This window comes from Streptomyces sp. G45, from assembly GCF_049542095.1.
GTDB lineage: Bacteria > Actinomycetota > Actinomycetes > Streptomycetales > Streptomycetaceae > Streptomyces.
Genome location: NZ_JBMUZU010000001.1, coordinates 2,827,233 through 2,845,174, shown reverse-complemented (window position 1 = coordinate 2,845,174; position 17,942 = coordinate 2,827,233). Strand labels below are relative to the sequence as shown.

Genomic DNA, 17,942 nt, shown 5'->3' with positions numbered 1-17,942 from the left:
TACCTTCGCCCCGTGACGGCCGGGGCCGTGGTCGTGGACACCGCGGTCTGGGACATCGACGCTGTGTTCTTCGGGGGATAACCCCCGAGCCCCCAGCCGGTCGGGGCGGGGCCGCTACCGTCGGTGTCATGACGATCAGAGCCGTGGTCTGGGACATCGATGACACGATCTTCGACTACGCCACCGCCGACACCGTCGGCATCCGCGCCCACCTCACCGCCGAGGGCGCCCTCGCCAGATACGGCACGGCGGAGCGCGCCCTCGCCCTCTGGAAGGACCTCACGCGGCGGCACTGGGCCCGCTTCGGCGCCGGTGAGGTGGACTTCGAGGGCCAGCGCCGCGACCGCGTGCGCGACTTCGTGGGCGCCGCCCTCGACGACGCCGAGGCCGACGCCTGGTTCCACCGCTACCGCGCCCACTACGAGGCCGCCTGGGCCCTGTTCCCGGACGCCCTGCCGGTCATCGACGCCCTCGCCGGGGACTTCCGGCAGGCGGTCCTGTCCAACTCCGCCCTCGCCGTGCAGGACCCCAAGCTGCGCGTCCTCGGCGTGCGCGACCGCTTCGAGGCCGTCCTGTGCGCCGCTGACCTGGGCGTCTCCAAACCCGAGCCGGAGGCCTTCCACGCCGTCTGCGCCGCGCTCGACCTCGCCCCCGAGGAGATCGCGTACGTCGGCGACGAACCGGAGATCGACGCGCGCGGCGCCCGCGACGCCGGACTGCTCGGCATCTGGCTCGACCGCAACGGCGCGTCCCGGGAAGGGCCGTCGGGCGTCCACCGCATCACGGGCCTCACGGAGCTGCCCGCGCTGCTGCGCCCGCATACCCGTTTTGGAGCGCCGTCCACCTTCGGGTAATGTTCTTCCTGCGCCGCCCGAGAGGGCCGAAAGGTCCGGCCGGGAAGCGCAACCGGAACAGAACCCCTCCCGGGGGTTGCGTTCCAGTGGCCTATGGTGTAATTGGCAGCACGACTGATTCTGGTTCAGTTAGTCTTGGTTCGAGTCCAGGTAGGCCAGCTCGCAGAGCTCTTCTGCACCTGCGGATCCTGTCCGCAAAGCCCCCGTTGTGTAGCGGCCTAGCACGCTGCCCTCTCAAGGCAGTAGCGCCGGTTCGAATCCGGTCGGGGGTACAGATCCTTCCCGCGAGGACAGTGAGGGTAGCTCCCCCTGACCTCGATGCAGGATCGCTAGGGCCCCCGTTGTGTAGCGGCCTAGCACGCCGCCCTCTCAAGGCGGTAGCGCCGGTTCGAATCCGGTCGGGGGTACAAACTGGTCTAAACCATCATTGGTCTATGGTGTAATTGGCAGCACGACTGATTCTGGTTCAGTTAGTCTAGGTTCGAGTCCTGGTAGACCAGCTCGGATCTGCGGCGGTCTACCGCCCGCAAGATCCTCGCCCCCGTTGTGTAGCGGCCTAGCACGCCGCCCTCTCAAGGCGGTAGCGCCGGTTCGAATCCGGTCGGGGGTACCAGACGGCCCTCCCCTCGCGGGGAGGGCCTTTTGCGTCGCTCCGCCACCGGTGGCCGCCGGTGGATACGGAAGTGCCCCAACTCCCGCCCGCGACTGCGGCGTTGGAGCCGCGAGGGGAGTGGGGCACGTCGTACGGGTCGCACGGACAGTCGTACGGAGATCAGCGCGCAGACGGCGTCAGTTCGCGCGGCGCAGGGCGTCCGAGAGGCGGCTGGCCGCGTCGATGACCGCCTGGGCGTGCATCCGGCCCGGGTGCCGCGTCAGGCGCTCGATGGGGCCGGACACCGAGACGGCGGCCACCACGCGGTTGGAGGGGCCGCGCACCGGCGCCGAGACGGACGCGACGCCCGGCTCCCGCTCGCCGATCGACTGGGCCCAGCCCCGGCGCCGTACGCCCGACAGGGCCGTCGCCGTGAAGCGGGCGCCCTGCAGGCCCCGGTGCAGCCGCTCCGGCTCCTCCCAGGCCATCAGGATCTGCGCGGAGGAGCCCGCCTTCATCGTCAGCGTCGACCCCACCGGGACCGTGTCCCTCAGGCCCGACAGGCGCTCCGCCGCCGCCACGCAGATGCGCATGTCGCCCTGGCGGCGATACAGCTGCGCGCTCTCGCCCGTGACGTCCCGCAGGTGCGTGAGCACCGGGCCCGCCGTCGCCAGCAGGCGGTCCTCGCCCGCCGCCGCGGCCAGCTCCGCCAGGCGCGGGCCGAGGATGAACCGGCCCTGCATGTCCCGCGCCACCATCCGGTGGTGCTCCAAGGCCACGGCGAGACGGTGCGCCGTGGGTCGTGCGAGCCCCGTGGCCGCGACCAAGCCCGCGAGGGTGGCCGGACCGGACTCCAGAGCGCTCAGGACAAGGGCCGCCTTGTCCAGAACGCCTACGCCGCTAGAGTTGTCCATGCAACGATACTCGCGTCTCACTCTGTGAAACGCAAGTTCAAAATTCCCAGGAACCCGCCACCCTGTGAGGAGCGCGGGCCGCGGACCAACGGACCCGCGGCCGACGCCCCGGCGCGAGCTACGAGGGGTACGGCGTCGGCGAACTCTCATTCTCTAGTTGGGTCGGCGCACGACGCCGGTCGGAGGGAAAGCGATGGGTAGGACACTCGCGGAGAAGGTCTGGGACGACCACGTCGTCCGGCGCGCCGAGGGCGAGCCCGACCTCCTCTACATCGATCTGCACCTGCTGCACGAGGTGACCAGCCCGCAGGCCTTCGACGGCCTGCGCCAGGCGGGGCGCACGGTGCGGCGGCTCGACCTCACCATCGCCACCGAGGACCACAACACTCCGACCCTCGACATCGACAAGCCCATCGCGGACCCGGTCTCGCGGGCCCAGCTGGAGACGCTGCGCAAGAACTGCGCCGAGTTCGGAGTGCGGCTGCACCCGCTCGGCGACGTCGAGCAGGGCGTCGTCCACGTGGTGGGCCCCCAGCTGGGACTGACCCAGCCCGGCACCACGGTGGTCTGCGGCGACTCCCACACCTCCACGCACGGCGCGTTCGGCGCCCTCGCGTTCGGCATCGGCACCTCCCAGGTGGAGCACGTCCTCGCCACCCAGACGCTGCCCATGGCGCGCCCCAAGACCATGGCCATCACCGTCGACGGCGAACTGCCCGAGGGCGTCACGGCCAAGGACCTCATCCTCGCCATCATCGCGAAGATCGGCACCGGCGGCGGCCAGGGCTACGTCCTGGAGTACCGCGGCCCGGCCATCGAGAAGCTCTCGATGGAAGCCCGCATGACCATCTGCAACATGTCCATCGAGGCGGGCGCCCGCGCCGGGATGATCGCCCCGGACGACACCACCTTCGCGTACCTCAAGGACCGCGCCCACGCCCCCCGGGGCGCCGACTGGGACGCCGCCGTGGCGTACTGGAAGACCCTGCGCACCGACGACGACGCCGTCTTCGACGCCGAGGTGTACATCGACGCCACGAGCCTGTCGCCGTTCGTCACCTGGGGCACCAACCCCGGCCAGGGCCTGCCCCTGTCGGCCGCCGTCCCCGACCCGGCTTCGTACGAGGACGCTTCGGAGCGCCTCGCCGCCGAAAAGGCCCTGGAGTACATGGGGTTGACCGCCGGGCAGCCGCTGCGCGAGATCAAGGTGGACACCGTCTTCGTAGGCTCCTGCACCAACGGCCGCATCGAGGACCTGCGCTCGGCCGCCGCCGTGCTCGACGGCCGCAAAGTCGCCGACGGCGTACGGATGCTGGTCGTGCCCGGCTCGGTGCGGGTGGCGCTCCAGGCCGTCGAGGAGGGGCTGGACAAGGTGTTCACCGCCGCGGGGGCCGAATGGCGGCACGCGGGCTGCTCGATGTGCCTGGGCATGAACCCCGACCAACTCGCTCCCGGCGAGCGCTCCGCGTCCACCTCCAACCGCAACTTCGAGGGCCGACAGGGCAAGGGCGGCCGCACCCACCTGGTCTCGCCCCAGGTGGCCGCCGCCACCGCGGTCACCGGCCGCCTGGCCTCGCCCGCCGACCTCACCGACACCCCCGCGACCGCCGGAGTCTGATCAGCCATGGAAGCCTTCACCACGCACACCGGCCGGGCCGTCCCGCTGCGCCGCAGCAACGTGGACACCGACCAGATCATCCCCGCCCACTGGCTCAAGAAGGTCACCCGCGACGGCTTCGAGGACGGGCTCTTCGAGGCCTGGCGCAAGGACCCCGAGTTCGTGCTCAACCGGCCCGAGCGCCGGGGCGCCACGGTCCTGGTCGCGGGCCCCGACTTCGGCACCGGCTCCTCCCGCGAGCACGCCGTCTGGGCGCTCCAGAACTACGGCTTCAAGGCCGTCATCTCCGCCCGCTTCGCCGACATCTTCCGGGGCAACTCGCTCAAGAACGGCCTGCTCACCGTGGTTCTGGAGCAGCAGGTCGTGGACCGGCTCTGGGCCCTGACCGAGGCCGACCCGACCGCCGAGATCACCGTCGACCTGCGCGACCGCCAAGTCCGCGCCGAGGGCGTCACGGCGGACTTCGAACTCGACGAGAACGCCCGCTGGCGGCTCCTGAACGGCCTGGACGACATCAGCATCACGCTCCAGAACGAGGCCGATATCGCCGCCTACGAGGCCGGACGCCCCGCCCACAAGCCGAGCACGGCACAGCTCCAGGGGCAGGTCTGACGGTCCCTCGCGACCCGCCGCGGGCCCGGCCCGCACCCGATGTACCCCCAATCGTGGACGGTTGGGGGTACATCTGCGTCTGGCTCCGGAATGACCCGGATGACCTGAACGGGTGGACCCAACTGCCTTGATCTGTAGGGTAGAAGAGGCCGGAAATCCCCTTGCACCCATCGGGTGCGGGTATCCTCAGGAGGGCGCCGAGGGAGGGTAGTTACCCCCTGCGGAGGCGACAACTCGCCCCAGATGGCACAATCGGTGCATGGGACGCGACGACCAACTCAAGCTCTACGGACTCGTCGCCGACCAACTGAAGGAAGCGCACTCCCGGGTGCGCGCACTGCAAGTCCCGGAGGGCGTACGGATGGCGCTGACCCGGAAGCTGCTGGTCATTACGGCCGCGGCCAAACACGATCTGCCCGATGCGGCAAGGCGTCTGGAGCGACTGATGGCGTCCCTCGACGAGGTCGACGAGGGACGAATCCCCGAAGGCGACTGAGCGACAAGGCTCAACGGGCCTGCGAGGAACTCCTCAACAGCTCAGGACGTTGCGGCACAAGGGTGATTAGCCCGTTTCGTGTTTGATTTGCGGTATATATCTGCCTAACGTGCGAAAAAGCCTGGCGCATTCGCTCAGGCAATGTCTCCGAAGGGGAAGACGTGAACAAGGCGCAGCTCGTAGAAGCGATTGCCGACAAGCTCGGCGGCCGTCAGCAGGCCGCCGACGCCGTGGACGCGGTCCTGGACGCCATCGTCCGTGCCGTCGTCGGCGGTGACCGGGTTTCGGTCACCGGCTTCGGCTCGTTCGAGAAGGTCGACCGCCCCGCCCGGTACGCCCGCAACCCGCAGACGGGGGAGCGCGTCCGGGTCAAGAAGACCTCGGTGCCGCGCTTCCGCGCGGGCCAGGGCTTCAAGGACCTGGTGAGCGGCTCGAAGAAGCTCCCGAAGAACGACGTCGCGGTCAAGAAGGCCCCGAAGGGCAGCCTGTCCGGCGGCACCAAGGCCACCGTGAAGAAGGCCGCGGCCAAGAAGGCCACGACCGCCAAGAAGGCGACCACGGCGAAGAAGGCCACCGCCGCCAAGAAGACCACCGCGAAGAAGACCACGGCGGCGAAGAAGGCGACCACGGCCAAGAAGGCCACCGCCGCGAAGAAGACCACCACCGCCAAGAAGGCCACGACGGCCAAGAAGGCGGCCCCGGCCAAGAAGGCGGCTCCGGCGAAGAAGGCGACCACGGCCAAGAAGGCCGCCGCCAAGAAGGCCCCCGCCAAGAAGGCCACGGCGAAGAAGGCGCCCGCGAAGAAGTCCACGGCGCGCAAGACCACCGCCAAGAAGACCACGGCCCGCAAGCGCTGAGCGGCGCCACCAGGGCACGAGGTACTCACGCGCCGGGCCGGGCTCCCGCAGGGGAGCCCGGCCCGCGGCGTGCCCGGACGCGCCCCGCGCGGGGCGCGTCGGTCAGAACGTCTGGAGCGTGACCAGCGTGATCCGGCGGGCCTCGCCCTCGCCGGTCACCTCGATCCGCACCCGCTGGCCCGGACGCAGCAGCCGCAGGCCGCCCGCGTCGAACGCCGGGGCGTCGAACGGCACCGGCGTGCCGTCGTCGAGCAGCACGCTGCCGGTGCGGGTGTCGGAGTCGTACGTGTACGCGGTGGCCTGCATGCGCAGCAGCGTACTCAGCGCGGCGCGCGGGCCGCGGCGCAGCCCGCCGTCCGGGGCGGCGGCCCCGGGCCGGGTGCGCGGCCCGCGTACCCGACGCGTGCGCCCGGCCGGGTGCTCAGTGCCGGGTGCTCAGTGCCGGGCGCTCAGTCCGGGATGAGCAGCCCCGCGGCCACGGCCGCCGTGTGCGGGCCGAGCCCGAGGGCGAGCGCGGCCCGCAGGTCGTCGCCGGTGTCCACGTCCTGGCGGAGCGACGCGACGTCCACGAGCGGCAGCTCCCTGGCGCCGGACGCCGTGTGCCGGGCGCGGGAATCGGCGCCGAATCGGGGGTCCAATTCCGAGCCGGGGGCGGCGGTCAGGAGTGTCGTCCCGATTCCGGCGGCGTCCGGGAGAAACGCGCGCGGGAATTCCGCGGCGGCGTCGAGCGCGCGGACCAATTCGGCGGGGCGCAGCGCGGGCAGGTCGGCGTTCAGGGCCGCGACGGGCGCGTCGGGCCGGGCGCCGCGGGCCAGGTCGGCGCCGTGCGCCAGGGCGGCGTTGAGGCCCGCCGCCGGTGCGTCGGGGACGGGGCGGGCGCCGAGCGCGGCCAGGGCGCGGCCCGCCCGGGCGTCGTCCGTGACGACCACCACATCGCGCACCGCCGCGCAGGCCAGGGCCGCCGCCACGGTGTCCTCGGCGAACGCGAGGGCCAGCGCGGGGCGCAGACCGTCGCCCGCGGCCGGGGTGAGCCTGCTCTTGGCCCGTGCCAAGGGCTTGAGCGGTATCACCAGGGTCCACTGCACGGGCGGCTCCGTCCTTCGCGTCGGCGCCCATTGTGGCCCCCGGGGCGCGCCCCAGGGGGTGCCGGGGTGGGCGAACGGGCCGGTCAGAGGGGGCGTGCGGGCTCGTGGGGCGGTGCCGGGGGACGCGTGGGCGTACGGTGTTCTCGACAGGACGGCAGCCTGGGGCGACACTTGTGCGGCCGACCAGGCTCATGGAGGAAGGTGTCCGAGTGTCCCGCCGCAGAATCGGCTTCTGGTACCGCCTGGCAGCGGTGATCTGCAAACCGCCGCTGTTGGTTCTGTTCAAGCGGGACTGGCGGGGAATGGAGCACATTCCGGCCGACGGCGGCTTTATCACCGCCGTGAACCACAATTCGTATCTGGACCCGTTGGTCTACGCCCATTTCCAGTACAACACCGGCCGGGTCCCGCGATTCCTCGCCAAGCACAGCCTGTTCCGCAAGGGCTTCGTCGGGGCGGTCATGCGCGGCACCGGACAGATCCCGGTCTACCGCGAGACCACCGACGCGCTCAGCGCGTTCCGGGCCGCGATCGACGCCGTCGAGCGCGGCGAGTGCGTCGCGTTCTACCCCGAGGGCACCCTCACCCGCGACCCCGACCTGTGGCCCATGACGGGCAAGACGGGCGTGGCGCGCGTGGCCCTGCAGACGAGGCGGCCGGTCGTTCCCATCGCCCAGTGGGGCGCCAACCACGCCCTTCCGCCGTATGCGAAGAAGCCCGCCCTGTGGCCGCGCAAGACGCACCACGTGCTGGTCGGCGAGCCCGTCGACCTGGAGCGCTTCTACGACAAGGAGATGACCCCCGAGCTCCTGAAGGACGCCACGGAGGCCATCATGGCGGCCATCACCACGCTGCTTGAGGAACTGCGCGGGGAGAAGGCCCCGCCGAAGCGCTACGACCCCCGTGAGGCGCGGATCGCGCAGCGCCGGAAGGCACGGCAGTCCGCCGTCGCCAGCGCCGACGGCACCGCGCCCAGCAGCACCAGCACCACCAGCACCGACAGCGCCGACGGCGCGAGCGAGAGCGCCAGCGGCCTTACGGGGCAGGGCAGTTCGGCCCGTACCAAGGGCGGAGCGGCCCGTACCGAAGGCAGCGCGGAGGAGAGCAAGTGACCCGAACCCTGAAGGCCGCCGTCTTCGGAACCGGCTCGTGGGGGACGGCCTTCGGCATGGTCCTCGCCGACTCGGGCTGCGACGTGACGCTGTGGGGCCGCCGCGCCGAACTGGCCGACGCGGTCAACTCCACGCGTACGAACCCGGACTATCTGCCGGGCGTCGAGCTGCCCCGGAACCTGCGCGCCACCGCCGACCCCGCCGAGGCCGCCGACGGCGCCGACTTCACCGTGCTCGCCGTGCCGTCCCAGACGCTCCGCGGCAACCTCGCCGCCTGGACGCCGCTGCTCGCCCCCGACACCGTCCTCGTCTCCCTGATGAAGGGCGTCGAGCTGGGCTCCGCGATGCGCATGAGCGAGGTCATCGAGGACGTCACCAAGGCCCCCGCCGAGCGGATCGCCGTCGTCACGGGGCCCAACCTGGCCCGGGAGATCGCCGCCCGGCAGCCCGCCGCGTCCGTGGTGGCCTGCACCGACGAGTCGGTCGCCCAGCGCCTCCAGGCCGCCTGCCACACCCCGTACTTCCGCCCGTACACGAACACGGACGTCGTCGGCTGCGAGCTGGGCGGCGCCGTCAAGAACGTCATCGGGCTCGCCGTGGGCATCGCCGACGGCATGGGGCTCGGCGACAACGCCAAGGGCTCCCTCATCACCCGCGGCCTCGCCGAGACCACCCGGCTCGGCCTCGCCATGGGCGCCGACCCGCTGACCTTCTCGGGGCTCGCGGGCCTCGGCGACCTGGTGGCGACCTGCTCCTCGCCCCTGTCGCGCAACCACACCTTCGGCACCAACCTCGGCAAGGGCATGACCCTGCAGGAGACGATCGCGGTCACCAAGCAGACCGCGGAGGGCGTCAAGTCCTGCGAGTCCGTGCTCGATCTGGCCCGCAGGCACGGCGTCGACATGCCCATCACGGAGACGGTCGTGGGCATCGTCCACGAGGGCACGCCGCCCGTGGTGGCCCTCAAGGAACTGATGTCCCGCAGCGCCAAGCCGGAGCGCCGCTGACCCTCCGGCCACGGGCGGCACACTGACGGAGCCATGGCCAAGGGGTACCCTCGACCCGATATGAGCAGCGAGAACCTCTCCCAGAGCCCCCGCAAGCCGCGTGTCGCCGTCGTGTTCGGCGGTCGCAGCTCGGAGCACGGCATCTCCGTGGTGACCGCCGGTGCCGTCCTGGGCGCCATCGACCGGACCAAGTACGACGTGCTGCCCATCGGCATCACCGCGGACGGCCGCTGGGTGCTGACCGCCGACGAGCCCGAGCGGATGGCCATCACCGACCGCCGGGTGCCGGACGTCGCCGACCTCGCCGAGTCGGTCGAGGGCGGCGTGGTCCTGCCGCTCGCCCCCGGCGACCGCGCCGTCGTCCTCAGCGAGCCCGGACAGGTGCCCAAGGCGCTCGGCGAGGTCGACGTGGTCTTCCCGGTGCTGCACGGCCCCTACGGGGAGGACGGCACCCTCCAGGGCCTCTTGGAGCTGTCCGGCGTGCCCTACGTGGGCGCCGGTGTGCTCGCCTCGGCCGTCGGCCAGGACAAGGAGTACATGAAGCGGGTCTTCACCTCCTTCGGGCTGCCCGTCGGCCCGTACCTGGTGGTCCGGCCGCGCGAGTGGGAGCGCGACGAGAAGGCCGCCCGCGCGCGGATCGCGGACTTCGCGGGCGAGCACGGCTGGCCGCTGTTCATCAAGCCCGCCCGCGCGGGCTCCTCGATCGGCATCACCAAGGTCGACTCCTTCGAGGGGCTGGACGAGGCCATCGCGGAGGCCCAGCGCCACGACCCGAAGATCATCGTGGAGGCGCTGCTCCGCGGCCGGGAGATCGAGTGCGGCGTCCTGGAGTTCGAGGACGGCCCGCGCGCCAGCGTCCCCGCCGAGATCCCGCCGGTGCAGGCGCACGACTACTACGACTTCGAGGCCAAGTACATCGACTCGACGCCCGGCGTCGTGCCCGCCCCGCTGACGCCCGAGGAGACCGCCGAGGTCCAGCGGCTCGCCGTCGAGGCCTTCGAGGCCACATCCTGCGAGGGGCTGGTGCGCGCGGACTTCTTCCTCACCGAGGACGGGCGGTTCGTGATCAACGAGATCAACACGATGCCCGGGTTCACGCCCATCTCGATGTATCCGCAGATGTGGGAGAAGAGCGGGGTCTCCTACGAGGAACTCGTGGACCGCCTGGTTCAGGCGGCGCTTCGCCGGTCTACCGGGTTGCGCTGACGCGCGGGTTTGCGCTGGCGCGCGGCTTGGGGGCTCTCGCTTTCGGGGGATCTGCGGGCTCGAGTGGGCTGGGCGCGCAGTTCCCGCGCCCCTTCGGGGCGCGCTGCCCCGCGCCGGGGCGTTGGACGTACTGGCGTGGGCTCGTTGTTACGCGATGCCCTTGGGGATGGCCTTCTCGATGGGGGCGGCGAAGTCCGTCAGGGGGCCTACGCCGTCCTGTGTGCGCTCCTCGGGGATCGTCACCTCCACGTACGCCTTGCGCAGCGTCGTGGTGAAGCGGAACGAGCCGTCGTCGCGCTTCTGGAGGAGCCAGCCCACGCCGTTCACCGTCACGCCGTCGGCCTCGGGGTCGTTCATCTTCGCCGGTCGCGGGACGCCGCAGCGCAGTATGATCGCCGGGTCTCCCCACCCCGCGGTGAGCGGCGACGCGGGCTTCGGGTCGTGACGGGCCAGCCCGTTCACCTTCCGCGGCAGTTCCCCGTCCAGGTCCCGGCACAGTCGTGCGACGCCGGAGCCCGGAGAGGGAACCGCGGCCGTCCCGCCGTCGTCCGTTGATGAGCAGCCCGCACACGCGATCAACAGCGCGAGGGAGCAGGGGACGAGCGGGGAGCGGAGCCGGCGGGAAGCGTTCACCGGCCAAGGGTAGACGGGGGCTACAAGTGGACGACCGGGCAGGTCAGCGTGCGGGTGATGCCATCCACCTGCTGGACTCTGGCGACCACCATCCGGCCGAGTTCGTCGACCGTGTCCGCCTGCGCGCGCACGATCACGTCGTAGGGTCCGGTCACGTCCTCGGCCTGGATCACTCCCGGGATCTTGCCGATCAGCTCGGCGACGGTCGACGCCTTGCCGACCTCGGTCTGGATCAGGATGTACGCCTGTACCACGGAACCTCCAGGGCGGCCACGAGGATCATGTGGGGAGAAGGGACGCCACGGTACCGCGTCGCCGCTCGCCACGGGGAGACCCGGGGGAGCCGCGCCGCGCACATCACGGCGGACGGACAACAGAGGTTGACGGTCACGTCGACCGTACCGACGACAGGGACGGCTCGCGACCGCAAGCGGACCGCGGCGACCGTGGCAGAAGGAGCAGCACGCGCATGAAGGGCACCGTCGGCGAGTTGGGGGAGTTCGGGCTCATCAGGGAGCTCACCTCGCGGCTCACCTCCACTCCGGCCGTACGCATCGGCCCCGGCGACGACGCCGCCGTGGTGGCCGCCCCCGACCGCAGGGTCGTGGCCAGCACCGACGTCCTCCTGGAAGGGCGGCACTTCCGGCGCGACTGGTCCACGGCGTACGACGTGGGCCGCAAGGCCGCCGCGCAGAACCTCGCCGACATCGCCGCCATGGGCGCGGTGCCCACCGCGATCCTGCTCGGCCTGGTCGTGCCCGCCGAACTGCCCGCGACCTGGCCGACCGAGCTGATGGACGGCCTGCGCGACGAGTGCCAGGTCGCGGGGGCCGCGGTGGTCGGCGGCGACGTCGTGCGCGGCGACACCATCACCGTCGCCATCACCGCGCTCGGCGACCTGCGCAACCACGAGCCGGTCACCCGCGCCGGGGCGCAGCCCGGCGACGTCGTCGCCGTCACCGGCTGGCTCGGCTGGTCCGCCGCCGGGCACGCGGTGCTCTCCCGGGGCTTCCGCTCGCCGCGCGCCTTCGTGGAGGCCCACCGCAGGCCCGAACCGCCCTACCACGCGGGCCCCGCCGCCGCCGGGCTCGGCGCCACCGCCATGACCGACGTCAGCGACGGCCTGATCGCCGACCTCGGGCACATCGCGGAGGCCAGCAAGGTGCGCATCGACATCCGCTCCGGGGACGTCGACGTGCCCTCGCAGATGAACGACATCGGGCAGGCCGTTGGCGTCGACCCGCTCCAGTGGGTGCTCGGCGGCGGCGAGGACCACGCGATCGTCGCCACGTTCCCGCCGGACGTGAAGCTGCCCGCGCGCTGGAAGGTCATCGGCGAGGTCCTCAACCCCTCGGCCATGCCCCAGGTGACGGTCGACGGCGCCCCCTGGACCAGCAAGGGCTGGGACCACTTCGGGGACAACGGGGACGCGGAGTGAGTACGCCGCCGGGTGCCGGGGCGGGCGCGCCGCCGCGGGTCCTCACGGTCGCGGGCTCCGACTCCGGGGGCGGCGCGGGGATCCAGGCCGACCTGAAGACCATGCTGGCGCTCGGCACCCACGGCATGAGCGTCCTCACCGCCGTCACCGCGCAGAACTCCCTCGGCGTCCAGGGCGTCTGGGAGCTGCCCGTGGACGCGGTGCGCGCCCAGTGCCGCAGCGTCGTCGACGACATCGGCGTGCAGGCCGTGAAGACCGGCATGCTGGCCTCGGCCGAACTGGTCGAGGCCGTCGCCGAGTTGCTCGCGGGTACCGACGCGCCCGCGGTCGTCGACCCCGTCGGCGTCTCCAAGCACGGCGACGCGCTGCTCGCCGCGTCCGCGCTCGACGCCGTCCGCACTCAGCTGCTGCCGGTCGCCACCGTCGCCACGCCCAACCTCGACGAGGTCGCCCAACTCACCGGCGTGCGCGTCGAGTCCGAGGACGGGATGCGCCGGGCCGCCGCCGCCCTGCTCGGGTACGGGCCCACGTGGGTCGTCGTCAAGGGCGGCCACCTGCCCGGCGGCAGCGCCGCCGTGGACCTGCTGACCGACGGCGCGGAGGAGCACTGGCTGCGGGCGCCGCGGCACGACAACCGGCACACCCACGGCACGGGCTGCACCCTCGCCAGCGCCATCGCCGCGCACCTCGCCAGGGGCGCGTCCGTGCCGGACGCCGTGACCGCGGCCAAGGAGTACGTCACGGGGGCCATCGCCGCCGGGTTCGCGCTCGGCGGCGGGATCGGGCCCGTGGACCACGGGTGGCGGTTCAGGGGCGGCGCCCGGCCGTCGTAGGCCCGCTCTCCGTGGGGGCGGGGGTGGGGAGGCGGGTGCCCGCCGGGTGCGGCTCGGGGGCGTCGGGGGTGCCGGGGGTGTCGGGGGTGCCGGGGGTGGGGCGGTCCAGGGAGTCCGGGTAGCTCGGGTGGTCCGGGTGGTCCGGGTAGTCCGGGTAGTCCCTCAGGTCGATGTTGGTCGCGGCCTTCTCCGTCATGCGCTTGAAGAAGCCCGCGAGGAAGCGGGAGCTGAGCATCCGGTACGCCCGGTCGCGGCTGCGGATCTTCCGCTCGGTGGGCGGCGCGAGGAACGGGCCCGCGTTGCCCGCGATCTTCTGGCAGCCCTTCGCGAAGTCGGTGACCTCCGCCTCGTACGCGGCGAACGCCGTCCGGTGGTCGCCGTGTGCCAGGGCCAGCTCACCGGCCAGGACGTACGCCCCCACCAGGGCGGCGCCGGTGCCCATGCCGCCCATCGTGGCGCCGTACCCCGCGTCTCCGAGGAGGGCGACGCGCCCCTGGGAGAGCCGGTCGACGTGGACCTGCGCGATGGCGTCGAAGTACAGGTCGTCCGCGTCCTCCAGGGCCCTGAGGACCCCCGGCGCGTGCTTCCAGGGCACGTCGGCGAAGCGCTCGGCGAGGATCCGCTTCTGCCCGGCCACGTCGCGCCGGTCGTAGGCCAGCTCCTCGGACTGGAACAGCAGGAACGCGCTCGCCGCGTCCGGGGCGAGCCCGTGGTGGGCGACGCCGATGAGGCGGCCCGGCACGCTGCACAGGCGCGTGGTCCGTTCGAGGCCCAGGTGGTTGGGCATGTCGAAGCCCGCCACGTAGTAGCGCAGGAAGCGCACATACCGCGCCTCGTCCCCGAAGACGAGGCGGCGGGTGTGCGAGCGCAGCCCGTCCGCGCCGACGACCAGGTCGAAGCGGCGGGGCGCGCCCCGCTCGAAGGTGACGTCGACACCGTCGGCGTCCTGTTCGAGGCGCGCGATGGAGTCCCCGAAGACGTACTCCACGGAGTGCCGTGTCCGCTCGTACATGATCTTGGAGAGTTCGCCGCGGAGGATCTCCACGTCGCCGCTCATCAGGAACGCGGGCAGGTCCACCCTCTCGCGGTCGTCGGCGTCGACGATCGTCTGGCGGCCCATGCGGGTCTGGCGGCGGTGCACCTCGTCCCAGATGCCCATGCGGCGCAGCACCGTGCGGTGGGCGTGCCCCCGGAAGTCGACCGCGAAGCCGCCCTCGCGCAGTGCGGGCGCCCTCTCCACGACGGTGACGCGGGCGCCGTACCGGGCCAGCCACAGGGCGGCCGCGGGCCCCGCGACGCTGGCTCCGGAGACGAGCACGTCGAGGTGGGCGAGGGGGCGGGGAGCGGGCTGCGGGGGGTGCGTCGATGTCGTCATGCCCCACAGGGTGGGTGGGGGTGCTGACCGGGGGCCTACCGTCGGCTGACGGTTGCTGACAGGGCTGGCGGGGCCTGGCGGGGGCTGGCGGGGCTGCCGGGGCTGGCGGAGCCTTCAGGGGTTGCCGTGGGCTGGCGGGTGCCGCCTACGGCTCGTCCAGCGCCGCCGCCCCCTCCTCGCGGCCCCGCTCGAAGGCCTTCTCGTACGCCGTCCCGCCGAGCCGGTCACGGGCCGCCGCCGCCAGGGGCGTCACCTCGGGGTCGCCCGCGATCAGCGTGCCCCGCAGCCCGGCTGCCGCGCCCAGGAGGCGGGCGACCTCCTCCGGAGCGGTCGCGGCGGACGCCAGGGCCTCCGCCACCTCGGCCTGTTCGCGCGCGCCCCTGAAGCCGGTGGCCAGCTCCCTGGCCTGCGCGAACCAGTCGAGGGCCTCGTCCCGGCGGCACTCGGCCAGGGCGGCGCGGCCGAGCCCGATGAAGATCCGTGCCGTCTCGGTCCTGCTGAACCAGGTGGCCGCGCACGCCTGCAGGGCCTCTTCGTAGAGACGGCGCGCGCGGGCCGTGTCTCCTTGGAGGCGGGCCACGTCCCCCAGCCCCCGCAGGCCGGTCGCCACCTTGTCGCGCGTGCCGATGGACCGGGCCAGGTCGCGGGCCTGCCGGAAGTCCTCGGCCGCCGCCTCCAGGGCGCCCTGGTGCAGCAGGACCGAGGCGCGTCGGTGCAGCAGGTCGCTGATCTCCTCCGGGGCGGCGAGTTCGCGTACGGCGAGAAGGCCCTCGTCGAGCAGTTCCAGGGCGCGGGTCCGCTCGCCGCGCCAGTCGGCGAACATGCCCAGCGCGTCCAGGCAGTTGGCCGCGCCCCAGCGGTCGCCGTTGTCCCGGAAGGCCGCCAGCGCCCGCGCGACGCGCGCCTCGGCGGCGCCGGGCCGCCCCGCGAACAGCTCCTGGAACCCGACCCCGAGGTCCAGCAGTGCCCGCCCCCACGGGGTGGCGCCGACCTGCGTGCGCACCTGGTCCTCCACGGCCGTGCGCGGGCCGCCCGCGAGTGACCACAGCACGATCAGGAAAGGGAGCTTGAGCGGACGCTCAAGCGCTGTGAGGAGGGTGTGGACGCGCGCGAGCCGGTCGGGCCCGCCCGGGGCGTCGCCCTCGTCCCACACCGTGTTGATCAGGCACAGGACGTATTCCTCCGTGAGGCCGTCCGGCACCTCGTCGCCCACGGCGGCGAGCAGCCCGGTGGCGAGCCGGGACCGCTGGCCGTAGAGCCCGCGCAGCCGCCAGTACCAGGACAGGGCCGCCATCAGGCGCAGGCCCGCGCGCGGGTCGGTACCGGTCAGGCGCCGCAGGGCCGCGTCCAGGTTGCCGTCGTCGGCGGCGAGCCGGGCCAGCCAGGGCAGCTGCTCGCCGCCGTGCAGGTGCGGCGCGCCCCGCTCGGCGAAGCGCAGGAAGTACGCGGCGTGCGCGTCCCGCAGCCGGTCCGCCTCGCCCGCGGCGTCGAGCCGCTCGGCGCAGAAGGCGCGGATGGTCTCCAACATGCGGTAGCGACCACCGGCGGCGCCCGCGCCCCCGTGCTCCACCGCTTCCGCGCCCTCCGCGCCCCCTGCGACCTTCCCGCTCCTCACGATCTCCGTGACCTCCACGACCTCCACGAAGGACTTCTCGACGAGCGAGGCCAGCAGGTCCTCGGCGCCCGGCACCCCGCACACCGCCTCGACCGCGTCGAGGGTCGCGCCGCCGGTGAACACGGTGAGCCGCCGCGCCAGTTCCCGCTCCGCCTCGTCGAGCAGCTCCCAGCTCCACTCCACGACCGCGTGCAGCGTCCGGTGCCGGGGCGCCTTGGTGCGGTCCCCGCGCGACAGGAGCCGGAACCGGTCGTCCAGGCGGGCGGCCAGCTCGTCGAGCGTGAGCGTGCGCAGCCGGGCCGCGGCCAGCTCGATGGCCAGCGGCAGGCCGTCCAGGGCGGCGCACACGGCGTCGACGAGCGCGGGGGCGCCGGTCTCCGCGGGGGCGCCGGTCTCTCCGGGCGCGGGCGGTGCGAAGTCCGGCCGTACGGCGCGGGCCCTGTCTACGAAGAGCCGTGCCGCGGGCCCGGCGGCGAGCGGCGGCACCGGGCACAGCACCTCTCCGGTGATGCCGAGCGCCTCCCGGCTGGTGGCGAGGATCCGCACTCCGGGGCAGGCGGCGAGCAGCAGCCCCACGACGCGGGCCGCGTCGTCGACCACGTGCTCGCAGTTGTCGAGGACGAGCAGCGGCGCACTGTCCTCCAGGGCGGTGATCAGCCGCTCCATGGGGTCGCCCCCGCGCGTGCGGAAGCCGTCGCGCACACCGAGGGCGCCGAGGATCGCGTACGTCACCTGGGAGCCGTCGGCGAGCGGCGCCAGCTCCACGAAGCACACGCCGTGCCCGTCGTCGGCCGCCGCCCGCTTCTGCGCCGCCTCCACGGCGAGCCGGGTCTTGCCGGTCCCGCCGGGCCCGGTGAGCGTCACCAGGCGGGCACCGGCCAGCAGCTCCCGGACGCGGTCGAGGTCCCGCTCGCGCCCCACGAGCGGGGTGAGCTGCGCCGGGAGGCGACCGGACGTCCGGGCGGGTTCCGTACCCCGCAGCAGCTCCAGGTGGAGCGCGGACAGCTCCGCGGAGGGATCGGCACCCAGCTCCCGCGCGAGCGCGCCCCGCGCCTCCTCGAACACCGCGAGCGCCTCGGCGGTGCGGCCGCCCGCGTGCAGCGCCCGCATGAGCTGCCCGTACAGCCGCTCGCTCAGCGGCCGTTCGGCCAGCAGCCCGCGCAGCTCCGGTACGAGTCCGGGGCCGCCGCCGGTCGCGAGGTCGGCGTCGATCCGGTCCTGTACGGCGGCGAGGCGCAGCTCGTCGAGCCGGGTCACGGCCGCGTGCGCACCGGGCAGGTCGGCGAGCGCGGGGCCCCGCCACAGGCCGAGCGCCGCGCGCAGCAGCCCGGCGGCCCGCCCGGGGTCCCCGGCGGTCAGGGCCTCGCGGCCGTCGCTGGCCAGGCGCTCGAAGCGGTGGGCGTCGACGTCGTCGGGGGAGACGGCCAGCCGGTACCCGGCGGGCGTCGCCTCGATGGCGGCGCCGTCCGGGCCCAGGCGCCCGCGCAGCCGGGACACCTGGGACTGGAGCGCGTTCGCCGCCCCGGCGGGCGGCCGCTCTCCGTAGAGGCCGTCCAGCAGGCGCTCCACGGGGACCGGGCGGCCCGCGTCCAGGAGGAGCAGCGTCAGCAGCGCCCGGGGGCGGGGGCCGCCGGGGGCGACGGGGGTGCCGTCGGGAGCGCGGACGTCGAGGGGTCCGAGGATGCCGAAGCGCAT

Annotated in this window: 17 protein-coding genes and 5 tRNA genes; 15 read left to right on the top strand and 7 right to left on the bottom strand. The window is 73.3% G+C overall.

Annotation, left to right across the window (positions count from 1 at the left end; all coding sequences use genetic code 11):
- Positions 1-128: 128 nt before the first annotated feature.
- The 6 genes from ACOBQU_RS11280 (at position 129) to ACOBQU_RS11255 (ending at position 1,467) form a co-directional block, all read left to right on the top strand.
- Positions 129-854, top strand: coding sequence for an HAD family hydrolase (locus ACOBQU_RS11280; RefSeq protein ID WP_423626266.1), 726 nt, complete (start codon positions 129-131; stop codon positions 852-854).
- Positions 855-941: 87 nt separating this feature from the next.
- A tRNA-Gln gene (locus tag ACOBQU_RS11275) sits at positions 942-1,013 on the top strand.
- 40 nt (positions 1,014-1,053) lie between these two features.
- Positions 1,054-1,126, top strand: a tRNA-Glu gene (locus ACOBQU_RS11270).
- Between the two features lie 62 nt (positions 1,127-1,188).
- Positions 1,189-1,261, top strand: a tRNA-Glu gene (locus tag ACOBQU_RS11265).
- 21 nt (positions 1,262-1,282) lie between these two features.
- Positions 1,283-1,354 (top strand) — tRNA-Gln (locus tag ACOBQU_RS11260).
- Between the two features lie 37 nt (positions 1,355-1,391).
- Positions 1,392-1,467, top strand: a tRNA-Glu gene (locus tag ACOBQU_RS11255).
- Positions 1,468-1,643: 176 nt separating this feature from the next.
- Here ACOBQU_RS11255 and ndgR read toward each other — a convergent pair.
- The gene (gene ndgR, locus ACOBQU_RS11250) at positions 1,644-2,360 is read right to left on the bottom strand and encodes an IclR family transcriptional regulator NdgR (RefSeq protein WP_423626264.1); all 717 of its coding nucleotides are present in this window, start codon (positions 2,358-2,360) and stop codon (positions 1,644-1,646) included.
- A 193-nt stretch (positions 2,361-2,553) separates the two neighbouring features.
- Between ndgR and leuC the strand changes: the two genes are divergently transcribed.
- The 4 genes from leuC to ACOBQU_RS11230 all read left to right on the top strand — a co-directional run bounded on the left by leuC (position 2,554) and on the right by ACOBQU_RS11230 (position 5,943).
- Positions 2,554-3,978 carry a 3-isopropylmalate dehydratase large subunit gene (leuC, locus tag ACOBQU_RS11245; protein ID WP_423626262.1) on the top strand — a complete coding sequence of 475 codons (1,425 nt, stop codon included), beginning with the start codon at positions 2,554-2,556 and terminating at the stop codon, positions 3,976-3,978.
- Positions 3,979-3,984: 6 nt separating this feature from the next.
- Positions 3,985-4,590 carry a 3-isopropylmalate dehydratase small subunit gene (gene leuD / locus ACOBQU_RS11240; RefSeq protein WP_423626260.1) on the top strand — a complete coding sequence of 202 codons (606 nt, stop codon included), beginning with the start codon at positions 3,985-3,987 and terminating at the stop codon, positions 4,588-4,590.
- Positions 4,591-4,849: 259 nt separating this feature from the next.
- Positions 4,850-5,086, top strand: coding sequence for a hypothetical protein (locus ACOBQU_RS11235; protein WP_423626259.1), 237 nt, complete (start codon positions 4,850-4,852; stop codon positions 5,084-5,086).
- Between the two features lie 161 nt (positions 5,087-5,247).
- Positions 5,248-5,943: an HU family DNA-binding protein gene (locus ACOBQU_RS11230; protein WP_423626257.1), complete on the top strand. Its 696-nt coding sequence runs from the start codon at positions 5,248-5,250 to the stop codon at positions 5,941-5,943.
- A gap of 102 nt (positions 5,944-6,045) precedes the next feature.
- Here ACOBQU_RS11230 and ACOBQU_RS11225 read toward each other — a convergent pair whose 3' ends face one another.
- Together ACOBQU_RS11225 and cofC are read right to left on the bottom strand one after the other, a co-directional pair.
- A complete protein-coding gene (locus ACOBQU_RS11225) occupies positions 6,046-6,249 on the bottom strand; it encodes a hypothetical protein (protein ID WP_030676060.1) in 204 nt (67 codons plus the stop codon).
- 143 nt (positions 6,250-6,392) lie between these two features.
- Positions 6,393-7,028 (bottom strand): 2-phospho-L-lactate guanylyltransferase, encoded by a 636-nt coding sequence (gene cofC / locus ACOBQU_RS11220; protein ID WP_423626253.1) that lies wholly within the window; start codon positions 7,026-7,028, stop codon positions 6,393-6,395.
- A gap of 209 nt (positions 7,029-7,237) precedes the next feature.
- Between cofC and ACOBQU_RS11215 the strand changes: the two genes are divergently transcribed.
- The 3 genes from ACOBQU_RS11215 to ACOBQU_RS11205 are packed head-to-tail and all read left to right on the top strand — an operon-like array spanning position 7,238 to position 10,353.
- Positions 7,238-8,140: a lysophospholipid acyltransferase family protein gene (locus ACOBQU_RS11215; protein WP_423626251.1), complete on the top strand. Its 903-nt coding sequence runs from the start codon at positions 7,238-7,240 to the stop codon at positions 8,138-8,140.
- On the top strand, positions 8,137-9,147 hold the full coding sequence (locus ACOBQU_RS11210) for an NAD(P)H-dependent glycerol-3-phosphate dehydrogenase (protein WP_423626249.1): 1,011 nt from the start codon (positions 8,137-8,139) through the stop codon (positions 9,145-9,147). The genes ACOBQU_RS11215 and ACOBQU_RS11210 overlap by 4 nt, the downstream gene beginning before the upstream one ends.
- 60 nt (positions 9,148-9,207) lie before the next feature.
- Entirely contained in the window at positions 9,208-10,353 is a 1,146-nt protein-coding gene (locus ACOBQU_RS11205; RefSeq protein ID WP_423626248.1) for a D-alanine--D-alanine ligase family protein, read from the top strand.
- Positions 10,354-10,500: 147 nt separating this feature from the next.
- Here the strand turns inward: ACOBQU_RS11205 and ACOBQU_RS11200 are convergent, their stop codons facing one another.
- Together ACOBQU_RS11200 and ACOBQU_RS11195 are read right to left on the bottom strand one after the other, a co-directional pair.
- Entirely contained in the window at positions 10,501-10,986 is a 486-nt protein-coding gene (locus ACOBQU_RS11200) for a DUF3515 domain-containing protein (protein WP_423626246.1), read from the bottom strand.
- A 20-nt stretch (positions 10,987-11,006) separates the two neighbouring features.
- Positions 11,007-11,240, bottom strand: coding sequence for an Lrp/AsnC family transcriptional regulator (locus tag ACOBQU_RS11195; RefSeq protein WP_055698135.1), 234 nt, complete (start codon positions 11,238-11,240; stop codon positions 11,007-11,009).
- A gap of 215 nt (positions 11,241-11,455) precedes the next feature.
- On the opposite strand from ACOBQU_RS11195, the gene ACOBQU_RS11190 reads away from it, so the two are divergent.
- Positions 11,456-12,424 (top strand): thiamine-phosphate kinase, encoded by a 969-nt coding sequence (locus ACOBQU_RS11190; RefSeq protein WP_423626244.1) that lies wholly within the window; start codon positions 11,456-11,458, stop codon positions 12,422-12,424.
- The gene (thiD, locus tag ACOBQU_RS11185) at positions 12,421-13,257 is read left to right on the top strand and encodes a bifunctional hydroxymethylpyrimidine kinase/phosphomethylpyrimidine kinase (RefSeq protein ID WP_423626242.1); all 837 of its coding nucleotides are present in this window, start codon (positions 12,421-12,423) and stop codon (positions 13,255-13,257) included. The genes ACOBQU_RS11190 and thiD overlap by 4 nt, the downstream gene beginning before the upstream one ends.
- On the opposite strand, the gene ACOBQU_RS11180 is transcribed toward thiD, so the two are convergent.
- Positions 13,232-14,632, bottom strand: a complete 1,401-nt coding sequence (locus tag ACOBQU_RS11180; protein ID WP_423626240.1) for an FAD-dependent monooxygenase — start codon at positions 14,630-14,632, stop codon at positions 13,232-13,234. The genes thiD and ACOBQU_RS11180 overlap by 26 nt on opposite strands.
- Before the next feature lie 145 nt (positions 14,633-14,777).
- A complete protein-coding gene (locus ACOBQU_RS11175; protein WP_423626238.1) occupies positions 14,778-17,942 on the bottom strand; it encodes a BTAD domain-containing putative transcriptional regulator in 3,165 nt (1,054 codons plus the stop codon).